This window comes from Marinagarivorans algicola (assembly GCF_001292705.1).
GTDB lineage: Bacteria > Pseudomonadota > Gammaproteobacteria > Pseudomonadales > Cellvibrionaceae > Marinagarivorans > Marinagarivorans algicola.
On record NZ_LGAK01000041.1, the window covers coordinates 33,914 to 48,108 of the forward strand.

A 14,195-nucleotide genomic window follows, 5' to 3' on the forward strand; every position below is an offset into this window, starting at 1 on the left:
ATCAATATCGCCAGCCTCTCTTCACCTTTGAACTTCGAAACACGCTGTACACAGCTCATTATCATGTTGAACGTAAGTGAGCTAGGTAGTGAGCATAGAATAAGTGCATCATTGCCATCGCATATGGGTCATATCTTATCGCTCTCCACACCTTTTCCATATAAAGGCAATAACAACCCACCAACATATATCTTGATTTTGCTCTATATCAATACATGAGTACAGAGGATTGGCTAGCACCTTCTTTATCATAAGCGCTATCAAACAGCCTCTACTGTTTATTATTACGAGTCTACTTGAGGGCTTACAAATACAGCTTTGGGGGGGCTCCGCCGGCTTTAATGAGACACCTAATACAGTTATAAAAAGCGACACCAATAAAAACCTTTTAATATAACAATTGGCACCTAAAAATAGACAACCCCAAACTCTTCAAAATAAAACACCACTTATCGCTATTTAATACCGTTTAATTCATGGTTTTAAAAACCTTATGCTATAAAAAAATATTTATAGTAACTATTTAAGCATAAGAGCTCCATCAATCATTAGCCTCTCCCGTTTATCTTACTAATGGTCACAATCCATAAGCGAATACGCTAATGTTTAACCCATAGCCATAACCTTATTGAGTCGTTGAATGATGTTGTCATATTTTATTTTTATTCAACTCAACATTATCAGACCTATTGGGTGTTATGTCACACCCTGCTATCACTACTTAAAAAGAGCCCTGTCGTGAAAACACACAAAGTATACCTCTCAGCAAAAACGATCACACAGAGGGTGAGCCAACAACAAGGCTTTAGCATGATTGAATTAATGATTGTAATTCTTATCGCAGCTATTTTAATGATGATAGCCACACCCTCTTATCAAGGTTTTATTAAGCGAAATAATATCGAAAGTCTACAAAATCGTATAGCGACAGCGGTTGTGACCGCCCGCAGTGAAGCGGCCTCTCGCAATAGTGTAACAACAGTATGCGCCAGTGCTAACGGCAATAGTTGCGGCGGCAACTGGAGCCAGGGTTGGATTGTATTTTTAGATAATGGAGCAGGGAGTGCAATTGCTCAAAATGCTCAACGTGAAAATACTGAAGAGATTATTTTAAGTTATTCCAATATCGGTAATTATCTATTGAGTATGATTGACATTAGCGATTCAAAAGCTATCAACGCACTGAGTTTTAATAGTCAAGGCTTTAGCCTGAATAAACAGCGTGCATTAGTCACCATTTGCGAACCCGAAAAAGATTTGATTTATGCGCGTGGCGTCATTATTGAACGTAGCGGGCGAACAATGATAACACGCGATTTAGAAAATAACGACGGTATCCATGAGAGTCGTTTTGATGATGGCTTTGGTAAAACCACAGTGAGTAATTTGTCATGCTAAGCAACTATCTTCCGAGAAAAATCAGCCCACTGACTACAAGACAATATACTTCTGTGCTTAAAAAATCCTGTGGTGCAACACTTTTAGAAATGATGATATCACTCTTTGTCATGGGAGTTGGCATGCTCGGTATTTTAGGTATGCAAACACAAGCTATGCGTTTTAATCATCAAGCTTACTCTTATTCACAGGCTGTTTTTTTGGCGCAAGATATTTTAGAAAGCATGCGGGCAAATCGTGCTGCAGCGCCAATTTATCAAATTGCTATGGGCAATAATCCAGGGGTTGCCAAATCTTGTGAAGGAGCCAATACCAACTGTAATGCTCAACAAATGCGCGATTGGGACATCCAGCGCTGGCGTAACAATATTAGCCAGCGTTTGCCTGGCGGGCAATCATCTATCGAATTAGTCGGCGATACCTACAGTATTAATATCGAATTTGATATCGTAAAAATTAACGAAGAAGAACACAGTGCAACCACTGATTATAAACGCCAAAATTATATATTAAAGTCAGGTATTTGATATGAGTTATGATATCGATAATTTATCACTCAATACCCTATTCATTAAAAAAAATGAGAAAGGCTATTCACTGATTGAATTAATGGTGACTTTATTAATAGGTATGATTATTTTAAATGGTGTATTCCAAGTAGTGATTGCTAGCAAACGTAATTATTTAGACCATAAAGAAATCTCCTATATCCAAGAAAACGCTCGCTTTGCCTTAGATACCTTAAGCCGCGATATTCGCATGGCCGGCTATATTGGCTGCGCTAATAATAATACAGAGCAAGTTAATATTATAAGTGGCGATATTATGGGGTTTATAGGTACCGCTGGCATTGCTGGTTTTGACGATACTAGCGGGACGGGAAGCTTTCCGGTGGGGTACCGTCATCTAGCGCTAGCGAATACCGACTCCTTATTGATTCGTCGTGGTGAATCTGAAGATGAGTTTTTAGTTCGTAATCAAAACCCGACAACAAAAAATATTACGCTATGGGATAACCATAACTTTGAGGTTAATCAGCCCATAGCCATCGTTGATGGCTCATGTAGCTTCAGTGCTGTATTTACTGCCAGCACAATTAAAGGGCCCAACAGCGTTAGTCACGAAGCTTCAGCCAATAATTGTAATGACATTATACGTGGACGCTATACCTGCTCCGAGTGTAGCGGCACGAATTGCCCCCGAGCATTACCGACAGCCTCATATCAAGTCGGCGCTCGCATTATGCCACTTATATCTCATGCATATTTTATTGGTGACTCAAGCTTGTTACCTGGAACACCCGCTCTTAAACGTCAAGCGATGGTTGCACATAATGGTGCCCTAACAATGCGTACAGAAGAGCTTGCCACAGGCATTGAAAACATTCAATTTATGTATGGTGTTGATACTAATAGCGATGGCATTATTAATGAATATCGTCATGCCAATAACATGGATATTAATAACGATGGTTTTACTGATAGCGATGATTGGGAAAACGTATATACCGTAAAAATTAATATGCTTTTACGATCTAAATCACCGGTCTTTTCTGATCCACAAAGCATTCAATTTAACGGTAGAGCCTATCTAGGTTTATTTATGCGTCAAGTCGTTAGCACCACTATTCAAATTAGGAATCAAAATATATGAACCTAATCAAACAACCTTATAAAATTCTATCTCCTAATATTTTCTATATAAAATATCAACAAGGTGCAGCATTAATTATCAGTCTTATTATATTAGGTGTATTAACAGTGATTGGTATTACCAGTATGCAAAATTCTGGGTTAGAACTAAAAATGGTATCGAGTGCGCATGACCGTGGCGTTGCCTTTGAAGCAGTAGAAACCGCCTTAACTACCATTGAAAAAGCATTAGCCGATAATCCACCAAAGCTGGAAAAACATTACACCAGCTGCACCGGAAATGATTGTTTTTCTTCGGATTGCAATGACGGTTTATGTTTTGCAGGTAATTTTGACGCCGGAACAGAGCGTGCACATTGCTATATTGCCAATGCAAGTACCAATCCTAAAAAAGATTTTTGGAAAGATGAAACACTAAATGTATGGAATGTAAATAGTAAACACAAAAAAATCACGATCGATGGCTTAAAAAATCCGGTTAAATATATTATAGAATTTTTATGTTTTACCAATGTAGGCTTAGAGCTAGGCGCTGGCTTTAGTACACAAGGTGCCAGTGTACAAGCTAGCGAGAATGAAAACTATAAACCCCTGTATCGCATTACCGCTATGGCCAGTGGCAACGCCAACCGCGCAACAGTTATTTTACAAACAACTTACCGCATTGTTAAGGAGTTATAACATGCCAATAACAATGAAAAAAAACCATTATAATATCAATGAAATATTTCAATTACGTATTTTAAATAACTGGCTATCACACCTTTTATTAATAGCCTGTATTGTCATTATTGTGTTATCAAGTTCCAATATTCATGCTCAATCAGCTTATGATTATCAAAACACACCACCATTAAGCGGCGGTAATAATACACCACCAATGGTCATGCTAAGCATGTCATCAGATCATCAATTATTCTTTAAAGCCTATAATGATTTTGATGATATTAATGGTGATGGGAATGCCGATACAACCTATAATAAAACTATTGAATACATAGGCTATTTTGATAGTGAGATGTGCTACGTTTATGGTAGTGGTGTTTTTTCACCGAGCACACCTACCTCAGCAAGTTACTACTGTAATACACGAGGAAAAAATCAATGGAGTGGTAATTTTTTAAATTGGGTTTCCATGACTCGTATCGATATTGTTCGTAAAATTCTTTACGGAGGATTACGTTCCACTGATACTGATAAAACCACTATCCTCGAACGATCACACCTCACCAGTGATGCCCATAGTTTTGCTAAATATTATAATGGCAACGATTTAAAATTTTTAACTCCTTTTAATGTTCAGGTGGGTAAAGATTCTGTTGATTCAGGTGTAACATTTTGTAATACCACCGTTGATTTAAGCATGGGGATAGCCTCACATAAAAGCACCCAACCGCCCCTTATACGTGCAGTAAAAGGCAATTTTAGTTTTTGGCCTGCCGGCGAAAGATGGCAATGCTTGTATCAAGAAGAGCAATATATTACCGGAGGCTCTGTCGCTAATAGTGACCCTGGCGTATTAGTCAGCTTAGGTATTTACGCTCATCATCAAAGCCCCAAAAAAAGTACCCATCAACTCGCCGATTACATTGCTCGAGTCAATGTATGTACCTCTAAAAGTAATGCCTTACGTGAGGAGTGTCTTCAATACCCGAAGGGGAATAGCAAGCCTACCGGGCTCCTACAGCGGTACGGCCAAGCCGGTGAAATTCAATTTGGTTTAATTACTGGCAGCTATATGCGTAATAAAGATGGCGGCGTATTGCGCAAAAATATTGGTCCACTAAGCGATGAAATTAATACCACCACCGATGGAACCTTTAAAACTACCTTGGCAAATGGTGGTATTATTCAAGGCCTTAATAGTCTACGCTTGGCTAATTGGTATGCTCAAAAAACAGGGTTAACAGCAGGTACCTATCAAGCCGATAAATGCACGTGGGGCTTGAATATTTTTGATAACGGAAGCTGTACTAACTGGGGCAATCCTTTTGGTGAAATTTTATTAGAAACTTATCGCTATCTAGCTGGCGCAACACCCACACGTCAATTTACAGCCGATGATTCATTTATTTCACCTTACCTAAAGCCGGTCATGTGGGAAAAACCACTAACAACAGACAATTATTGTTCAAATTTAAACATATTAGCTTTTAATAGCTCGACGATTTCTTATGACGGTAACCATTTAAATGCCTCTGATATCAATTTATCAACAACTGGATTAAATGCTATTACCGATCGCTTAGGGACACTAGAGGGCATTAAAGGTGAGCAGTATTTTGTCGGTAAAACTCTGGGTGTAGATCAAGATGAGCTTTGCACCGAAAAAGTGGTAGGTAGCTTATCTTCTGTGAGAGGGACTTGCCCTGACGCACCACGGTTAAACGGCTCTTATTACTCATCAGGCTTAGCGTTTTATGCAAAAACCAATGATATTAATAAGAGTATTGATGGTGATCAAACAGTGAATACTTTTGGCTTTTCATTAGCACCTTCAATCCCCAAAATCGTCTTACCGCGCCCCAAACAAGAACATAAAAAAATTACAATATTCCCCGCTTGCCGTAATAAAGACGTCAAAGGTAATTGCGCTATTGTCGATTTTAAAATTATTGAGCCTCACAATGACGATGATGGCGATGGTATCTATACCGGCTTAATGTATGTGACTTGGGAGGATAGCGAACAAGGCGGTGACTTTGACCAAGATATCAACGGTCTCATTGCTTATGAATTAGACGAGCAACGCTTAACCGTTAAAACCCGCGTACTTAAAAATTCTACTTTTTATAAAATAGGATTTGGCTTTGTTGTCAATGGCGTAAGCCGTGCTATTTCTCTCAACGGTAATGCCATTGATCAACAGGGTAATGGCTTTCATGTAGTATCGGGTACCAATGGCTTTGACGGCGATGGCTGCAGAAACTGCTCACAAAAAGATGGCTGGTCTTATAAAAAATTCATAGTCGCTTCAGGTAGAGCACAGTTTTTAGAGCAACCGTTATATTACGCCGCAAAGTACGGTGGCTTTAAAGATGTTAATGGTAACAATATTCCCGACTTACAAAATGAATGGGATGCTATCAATAACCTTACTGGTGCGCCAACACCCGATGGAATTCCTGATAATTACCATAATGCGAACAACCCTAAAGAGCTAAAAATTCAATTTGACAAAGTCATTACAGAAATTTTAGCGGGTGCTTCCTCTGGTACGGGCTCAAGCGTAGTTACCAATGCGGGCGATGGCGTCGGCCTATTTTTACAAAGCCTTTACTACCCAACACTCAACTATGCGGGGAGTGAATTAAGCTGGGTAGGAACATTAAATGGGATGTTTATGGATGAGCATAACCATGTACGCGAAGATACAGACGGAAGCCGAGGCCTAACAATCGCCGATAAAATTATTGATATTGAATATGATCCAACCAGTAAAAATATGATGGCCCAACGGTATAATATTAATACTGACGGCACACGTGGTGCCAAGCAAGGTGGCCTAGTGTCTTTACATACTTTAAAACCCGTATGGAGCGCACATCAAGCTCTTGCAGAAGTCACCGACCCCATCACCCAGCGCATTTATAATACATCGGCGCAAAAACAACGGCATATTTTGACTGCCATTGATGATAATAACGATGGATTAATCACACAAAATGCTCATCTTAAAGATTTTATTCCTGCCACCTTTACAGGTCCTAATAATTATTTATTAGGTAATGTGACTAGCACTGAAAAAGTGATTAATTATATCCGCGGGCAAGATTATCCTGAATTTAGATCACGTGCTGCCAATATAAATACAACAACTTCAGGTTTAGAAACATGGCGCTTAGGAGATATAGCCAATGCCACACCATTAATTATCAACGCTCCCAAAGTCGGTTATGACATCGAGTTTTCTGATTCGAGTTATTTAACCTATCGAGAAAAGTACAAAAATAGGCGCACTGTGATTTATGCTTCAGCAAATGATGGAATGATTCATGCTTTTAACGGAGGGTTCTATAACGCGAATGACAAAAAATACTCGACCGATAAGCACCCTTTAGGAGCTGAGCTATGGGGCTATGTACCTTATAACTTATTACCTCATCTACAATGGTTAACTGACCACGATTATCCGCATGTTGCTTACATGGATGGAAAATTACAGAGTTTTGATGTTAATATTTTTAATGATGATGCAGATCATCCAGGCGGTTGGGGAACTATTTTAGTCGCTGGTATGCGTTTTGGTGGTGGCCCTATTGAGATCAATAATGCAGGTACACCACAAACCATGCGCTCAGCTTGGGTTGTATTAGATATTACTAACCCCGAAAAGCCACCTAAGTTAGTAGCAGAAATCACCGATCCAAACCTAGGCTTTACTACAACTAATGTAGATATTATTAAGGCACGCAGTCCTAATACGCGGACGGGAAACTACACTGCAGGCACTAAAAATAATTGGTTTTTAACCTTTGGCTCTGGACCTTATGGAAAAGATGCCTCAAGTATGCGTAGAGCACAAAAAACAGCTGTTAGCGATCAAAGCGCTAAATTATTTTTATTTGATTTGCGTAAAAAACAACTTAAAAAATATGACACCGGTGTTATGAATACCTTTGTAGGTGGTGTGCATGCGACTGATTGGAATCGTGATTATCAAGATGATGTTATTTATTATGGTTTAGTCGGTGGCTCAATTGATAAACCCGAGGGGCAGCTACGCCGTGCTCAACTCACATTTGGTGCAGCTGGTGTCACTATTAAAGATACTCAAATGTTAGATGTTGTAAATCAAGCCTTTAGCGGGGCGCCTTTTACTCGTATTGATAAAGACTATAATTATTGGGTGTTTGCCGGTACCGGCCGGTTTTTTAATGATATTGATGGTACCTACACATCAAATAATGGTTTTTATGGCTTGAAAGAGCCCATTAATGCACTAAATGAATTAACAGGCAATACCATTAAAAAACGTGAATTAATCGATACAACGAATATTCAAACGTACAGTAATGGACAGGTTAAAAATCTTAATGGCAGCCAAGTATTTTTAAATACAGGCGACCCAGCAGCAACCACTGATGATGTAACAAAAGTGATTGCTGATAACAAAGGCTGGTATTTAGATTTTCCTAATAATTATGCCCGTAATATCGGTCAAGCGACTTTATATTCGACCAGCTTACTCTTTACTGCCTTCACCCCAAACGATGACTTATGCTCGGGCGAAGTCGGTAATACACGTCTATATCAACGTGAATTTTTTAATGGTCTATCACCCACTTATAGTGCTGTTACAGAACCAGGAAAAACAATTAGCGATGGTACAGAGGTAGGCGAGGCAATACCTGATGCCATTGATTTAGGTGATAATTTTTATGCAGAGCCTAACGAAGAAGGTTTAACACAGAGCAACGAAGGTGAATTAAAGCGTATCGATTTAGGCCAACCTGATATCAAGAACCGTCGTGAATCTTGGCGAGAAGTGAATAAAGACTGGTGACAACCAAAAGCATAAAGGGCTGTTAATTTGATTAACCTTTGTGCTTTCTTTTGCAAGTTATATCTTTTAAGCTGTCACTGATTATATTCAGTGACAGCTTTTTGCTATAAGGACCAATCATGAAAAAAATAAAAAATGAAGCAGCACTCGTCACAGAAGCTCTTAGAGTAGGTGCTATCTATGCTAAAAAACGCGGGGCAGGTGAATTTGAAGCAACTGATTCAGCTAAATTAAAAATTACCTATCTTTATAAATTACTAGTGCACGATAAGCTCATTCAACCATTAGCAAAAAATCAAGAAGACGAACCTCATATGCGTCATAAATTAGCCTTATGGATTTCACGTACACTACCCGAGAATCACACTTTATTACAATAAACAAGATTTTAGCATACTTAATAAGCCTCTATCTTAGAGGACTTATTAAGTATTACGCGACTAATCTTTGATACCTATAAGCCTCAATACTCAAACCAAAAATACTCGACAATAATCCATCAATCTTTTTATCGTTTAAAGTTAATTGACCTGATTAAATGATCAGGTCAATTAACTACTGAGCCATATTGACTTCTATAAATTATATTTAAAAATGTATTCTCAAACCTATTGCAGGCAAAATACCTAGCCCAGCAACATCTTCGGTTATTATCGGGCTATCCTCAGTATCTACATTATCGTAGTCCAGTTGCCGTGTTTTTATATTTTCACGATTAAGTACATTAATCACATCAACAATTAATGCTGATGCTAAATTACCAATATTAAAATTCCACTTATAGCGAATATCTAGCCGTGCATATGTCGGGAGCCGCTTAGAATAAGCTTCTCCGTATTTCGGCACAATCGTATCTGAAAATTCACTACCCTTTTTTAAACCAATAATAGGCGTATAGGCTTCACCACTCTTTAAGCTTAAACGCCAACCTATGTCCATATTTTTATTAAATTGGTAATTCATGACCCAAGTGGTAAGCCATGGTGTATCTAAATAATAATTGTTAGTCTTTTGCGTTATGGTATTGGTTCGCTCACTTTGGCCATAACTCATCGCCAGCCAGCCATACCAATTAGTTGTTTTATTTTTATTAATTAATAGATCAATACCCATCGCCTCCCCTGTAGTTGCATTAATATAAGGAGGCTGAGCGTGTGTTGCGCTATTGTTTTGAGTAGGTATTGCGGTGGCTAAATCATCTAAGGTTTTATTGTATAGTTCAATATTGACACTCCAGCTATCATTTATGGTGTGCTCAAGCCCCACAACACGATGAGTCGCTTTTACGGTCAATAGCTCAGGGTTACCAATACCTGGAAAGGTATATTGTATTTCGGGCAAACGAGCATAATGACCATAACGAGCACTGATTTGTGTACGATGAGTCAATTGATAATCTAATCCGATACGCGGCAATAATAATGATTCATCAGTAAAATCGTTGTTATACCATTGTGCGCCTATTTCTAAATTAGCTCTTTGCTGAATCGCCCAGCTATCATTAATATAAATTGCCGACTCTTGAATATTGATACTATCATTTAGCTTGATTCTTTCACGCTGAGCTGTACTACAATCAGGATTTTGTTCGGTGCAAATTAATATTACACCATCATAATTTAATGTGTAGTCACCATCGATAAATAGCATACCCGTATTTAATGTGTGCTGCGGTGCTATAGCATAACTTAGCTCTCCTTTAGCGATAGACCGGTTTTGTTCAAACTCACTTTCATAATTATTACCCCAATAAGTACCTGTTGTCAGCTTTGTTGTACCAAGTCCTAATGTAATATCTTCTAACCTATCACCAGCATAAGAATAAATAATATTTTGCCCGTCATAATCTTTTTCTATTTTTGCTAATCCGGAAAAATCTGGATTAGTCGCAATAAAATTTGCATCTTCCGTGAGTTCAGCTTCCACATAATCAGTGGCACCATTGGCATTCAATGTTATCTTATGCTTATCCGCAATATTCCATAAATATTTAAACTGATAATCATCATCTTGCGGTGCTTCAATAATACGAATACCTTCACCCTCATCTTCGGCATCTTCTTTTGATTGTTCGTCGACCACCAAATGAATAAAGCTCTTGCGTGCCGATACATAAAAGGCCGTATTTTCTGTGAGTGCACTTTCTATAAAAATGCCTGATCGCAATAGTGAAAGATCCAAGGTAGCACTCAAATCTTGATCACTTGGCTCTCTTAACGTGATCCCAAATGCAGCACCTGTAACACCACTATAAGCAGGACCAAACCCTGCTGAATATAATTGAAAATCTTGTAAGATGTATTCACTAAATATAGATGATGAAAAATCATGAAAGATATAGTCAGCAGGTAAAAAGTCGACTAAATAGAGATTATCAACAGGAGAGGAGCCTCGTACTGATGGCTCCCCGCCGTCACCAGGCACCACACCAGGTAAACTAAACACGGCGGATAATGGATCGCCTAAAGCACCAGGTACATCGACTAATTTTTGAGCATTCTCAGTAATAATTGTAAAGTCCCCCTTACGCTCACCAACAACGACAACTTCCTCTATCGCACTTGGCTCAGAAGCCTCTATCACTTCTTGTGCTTGCGCGTGAGAGCCTAGTAGTGAATACAGCACAGGAAAACTCAATGAGATAAGAATACGCCAAGCTTTATAATGAGATAAACGACGAGATAATGATATTAAAATTATAGAGAGACACATGACGGATCCATATGAGAAAAGTGATATCGAGAAACCCATTAATACATTCTTAATACTACAGTCAGTATATTCAACAATGATCTATTATGTCATTATTCGATATATTTTAAGCGAACTCTCATTAAGAGCCTGCCTACACATTTCACTAAGATATCCATACATGATCCAACGCACTTGCTGTACTCACTGCCTATACCCAATCAAAACCTGTATTTGTAGTGCCATTAGCCCGCTCAGTAACAACAGTATGATTGATATTATCCAACACCCCAGTGAGCAAAAAGCCGCTAAAAACACGGCGCGCTTAGTCGCGCTATGTGCCGCTAATACGCAGCTATGGCTAGGCGAGAGCGCAACCGACTTTATACATTTAAAAAATCAGCTCAAAACACAAGAGCGCTCTGTTTGTATTGTGTACCCTAATCACACAGCACAGCCTATTGGGACATTATTAACACAAAATACACTCAACAACCCAAAAGGCTGGCGTTTCATTTTTTTAGATGGTACTTGGAAAAAAGCCTATAAACTTTGGCAACTCAACCCCTGGCTGCACGCTTACCCTAGTATCCACTTAACCGCTGTCAGCTCGCAATACCATATTCGTAAAGCCCCTCATGATCACTGCCTATCCACTCTTGAAGCAGTTGCGCATTGTTTACACCATTGCGAACACATCGATGTTCAGCCCTTGTATAATTGCCTGCACAAAATGCAAGCGTCGTTTATGGGCTTTGCACCGCATAAACCGCGTTGTAACGATTCAGCCAAGCTGAAAAAAATCACCTGATAGGGTACTGATGGATTATTTTCTGGGCATTTAAGCGCCGGGAGTGCTTATGGAGTGCTTCTATAGCGCCCATATAGCGCCCATGGATGACTTGAGCGGCCCAGACAATGCTTCATGAGTGCCCATTTCGGTACCTCTTATCGGTACCTCTGAATAGTTACACCGCGCTAAGCATGGCGTTTACACCATGACATAACACAGATCCCTTAGCTAAAGCAGTCCACATTATGTACTACCCTATAACCCTATCGCCCGAGCTAGCACTCACTATCACTCAAACACTTAAGCTTCCTAGAGATAGCCAAATTTTAGATATTACCGCCTTTGGCGATATTTTTATTCAAACAGGCCCAACAGTCACCCTGTATAGTTTTACCGATGGCACCATCAGTGATGTGAGCGATTTGATTGAGGAGTTTGGCTTGCCCCCGGTAAATTTAGATTTAGGAGATCAGTGGTATCAGGTAAGTGCGCAAGCTATGCTGCATGAAAAACAATATATTTTAAATTCGGACGAGTGCTTCTGCTTTAAGCAAGCTTTATATAATGAAGGCGTTTACGGGCCAGAAAATATTATTGTCATTAAAATACTCGATTATTATGCCCAGCGATTACAGCAATTGACTCGCACCACCCATCAACACCAATGATCAGGACACACCATGAAAGATGAGTACAACAAGCCCAATGGTACAGGGGCGAAGCGTATTATAAATGCTGCATGTTGTAGCTTGCGCGGTCTGCGCTTTGCGTGGAAGTATGAATCAGCGTTTAGACAAGAAGCTATTATGGTGGCCACTCTTTTTCCCAGTACATTCTTTTTAGCCGAATCTTTGGCGCACTGGGGGGTACTGGTCGCAGCACTGTGTCTTTTACTACTCACAGAGCTCATCAACTCTGCCATAGAGACTCTCGCCGATCGTATCACCCTAGCGCACGACCCTATGATTGGCCGAGCTAAAGATATAGGCTCTGCTGCAGTTATTATTGCCTTAAGCTTTATTGTACTACTGTGGGTCATGGCCATTTACACCAAGATATTTGGCTCTATATTTTTAAGTCTTTAATTAATGCGGTGACATCCCAAGACTCTACCCAGCTCACACCTCGAGCCGCTAACTGTTTGGCCACTTCGGCATCGGTAATATCATAAATAAACCATTGCCATAAACCCAAACAAAGCGCAGTAGGTGCTGGTGGCAGTTTAGCGACATGACAGATAAGGTATTCGGGCTGACATTCTTTCGCCTGCGCTAAAATATCATCATTGTACTGGCTCAACACCCAACCAATAGGCCAGTCCAATAGCTCTCGGACTAAGCGTAAAACAGCAATATCGTATGAAATAACAACACATTGATTCGCGATCGGTGCCAATACAGTCGCTAATTTAGTGACAGCTTGCTGCCGATGCGTATGAGCAAATGACTCAGCTTTAAGCTCTACAAATAACGTCGCTTGGCTATAGAGGCGCATCAAGGGCACAATACTGCGCAGGGCCTCTATGGGTGTCGGTAAAAAACGGCTTCCAAAGCGGGCAGGCTCATGGGCGCTCATTTTACCTAATACACTAAATTCAAACATACTCACATCGCCACTGAGCCCAGTGACACGCTTCAAAGTGAGATCGTGGAGCAATACAGGCTCGCCGTCTTTTGTAAACTGAATGTCAATTTCAACCCCATGCGCTCCAGCCGCTAAAGCAGCCTCTAAACCGATCAAGGTATTTTCAGGGTAATCTTGTGGTAGGCCACGATGGCCAGCAATATACAGGGTAGGAGCAGGCATAAGGTCGTTTTACCGCATATGATAAAGGGTTTTATACTGATAAAAGCGTAACTATTCAGAGGTACTAGATGAGACGCTAATGAATCATTGACCGAGACGGCGTCAAGTAGGGTAGCTTAACATAAGGTTTTTTGGGGCCAATATAAGTCGTTTTGATGTACTGGATATTTTTCAAAATGATCAATGACCTAAAAATACTTACCTAACGGGCTAAATAGTCATTTTTCTATCTCAATCCCGATTCACAATAAAAATTTAATTATTTGTATCACTTCTGTTGAACTCTTTGCTTAATAGCCCCTCATAGATACCGTGCGATATGACTTTATAGAATATCACTTATAGCAAC

Annotated in this window: 11 protein-coding genes; 9 read left to right on the forward strand and 2 right to left on the reverse strand. The window is 39.6% G+C overall.

Going from position 1 to position 14,195, the window contains the following annotated elements; genetic code table 11:
• The first annotated feature begins 786 nt into the window (after nucleotides 1-786).
• From AC438_RS12955 to AC438_RS12980, 6 genes are all read left to right on the forward strand, one after another.
• On the forward strand, nucleotides 787-1,398 hold the full coding sequence (locus AC438_RS12955) for a GspH/FimT family pseudopilin (protein ID WP_274377618.1): 612 nt from the start codon (nucleotides 787-789) through the stop codon (nucleotides 1,396-1,398).
• Nucleotides 1,392-1,925 carry a type IV pilus modification protein PilV gene (gene pilV, locus AC438_RS12960; RefSeq protein ID WP_082354153.1) on the forward strand — a complete coding sequence of 178 codons (534 nt, stop codon included), beginning with the start codon at nucleotides 1,392-1,394 and terminating at the stop codon, nucleotides 1,923-1,925. The genes AC438_RS12955 and pilV overlap by 7 nt, the downstream gene beginning before the upstream one ends.
• 1 nt (nucleotide 1,926) lies before the next feature.
• A complete protein-coding gene (locus tag AC438_RS12965; protein WP_053981690.1) occupies nucleotides 1,927-3,051 on the forward strand; it encodes a PilW family protein in 1,125 nt (374 codons plus the stop codon).
• A complete protein-coding gene (locus AC438_RS12970; RefSeq protein WP_053981691.1) occupies nucleotides 3,048-3,731 on the forward strand; it encodes a pilus assembly PilX family protein in 684 nt (227 codons plus the stop codon). Before AC438_RS12965 ends, AC438_RS12970 begins: the two co-directional genes overlap by 4 nt.
• A gap of 1 nt (nucleotide 3,732) precedes the next feature.
• On the forward strand, nucleotides 3,733-8,556 hold the full coding sequence (locus AC438_RS12975; RefSeq protein WP_053981692.1) for a pilus assembly protein: 4,824 nt from the start codon (nucleotides 3,733-3,735) through the stop codon (nucleotides 8,554-8,556).
• Nucleotides 8,557-8,675: 119 nt separating this feature from the next.
• The gene (locus AC438_RS12980; RefSeq protein WP_053981693.1) at nucleotides 8,676-8,936 is read left to right on the forward strand and encodes a DUF5062 family protein; all 261 of its coding nucleotides are present in this window, start codon (nucleotides 8,676-8,678) and stop codon (nucleotides 8,934-8,936) included.
• A gap of 208 nt (nucleotides 8,937-9,144) precedes the next feature.
• On the opposite strand, the gene AC438_RS12985 is transcribed toward AC438_RS12980, so the two are convergent.
• Entirely contained in the window at nucleotides 9,145-11,307 is a 2,163-nt protein-coding gene (locus tag AC438_RS12985) for a TonB-dependent receptor plug domain-containing protein (RefSeq protein WP_082354154.1), read from the reverse strand.
• Nucleotides 11,308-11,428: 121 nt separating this feature from the next.
• Here AC438_RS12985 and AC438_RS12990 point away from each other — a divergent pair, with 121 nt between their 5' ends.
• The 3 genes from AC438_RS12990 to AC438_RS13000 all read left to right on the forward strand — a co-directional run bounded on the left by AC438_RS12990 (nucleotide 11,429) and on the right by AC438_RS13000 (nucleotide 13,125).
• Nucleotides 11,429-12,058, forward strand: coding sequence for a tRNA-uridine aminocarboxypropyltransferase (locus tag AC438_RS12990; protein WP_162230743.1), 630 nt, complete (start codon nucleotides 11,429-11,431; stop codon nucleotides 12,056-12,058).
• A 227-nt stretch (nucleotides 12,059-12,285) separates the two neighbouring features.
• Nucleotides 12,286-12,708: a hypothetical protein gene (locus tag AC438_RS12995; protein WP_053981696.1), complete on the forward strand. Its 423-nt coding sequence runs from the start codon at nucleotides 12,286-12,288 to the stop codon at nucleotides 12,706-12,708.
• Nucleotides 12,709-12,720: 12 nt separating this feature from the next.
• Complete coding sequence (locus tag AC438_RS13000; RefSeq protein WP_053981697.1) at nucleotides 12,721-13,125, forward strand: diacylglycerol kinase; 405 nt, start codon at nucleotides 12,721-12,723, stop codon at nucleotides 13,123-13,125.
• Here the strand turns inward: AC438_RS13000 and AC438_RS13005 are convergent.
• A complete protein-coding gene (locus AC438_RS13005; protein ID WP_053981698.1) occupies nucleotides 13,106-13,846 on the reverse strand; it encodes a glycerophosphodiester phosphodiesterase family protein in 741 nt (246 codons plus the stop codon). The genes AC438_RS13000 and AC438_RS13005 overlap by 20 nt on opposite strands.
• Nucleotides 13,847-14,195: the final 349 nt, after the last annotated feature.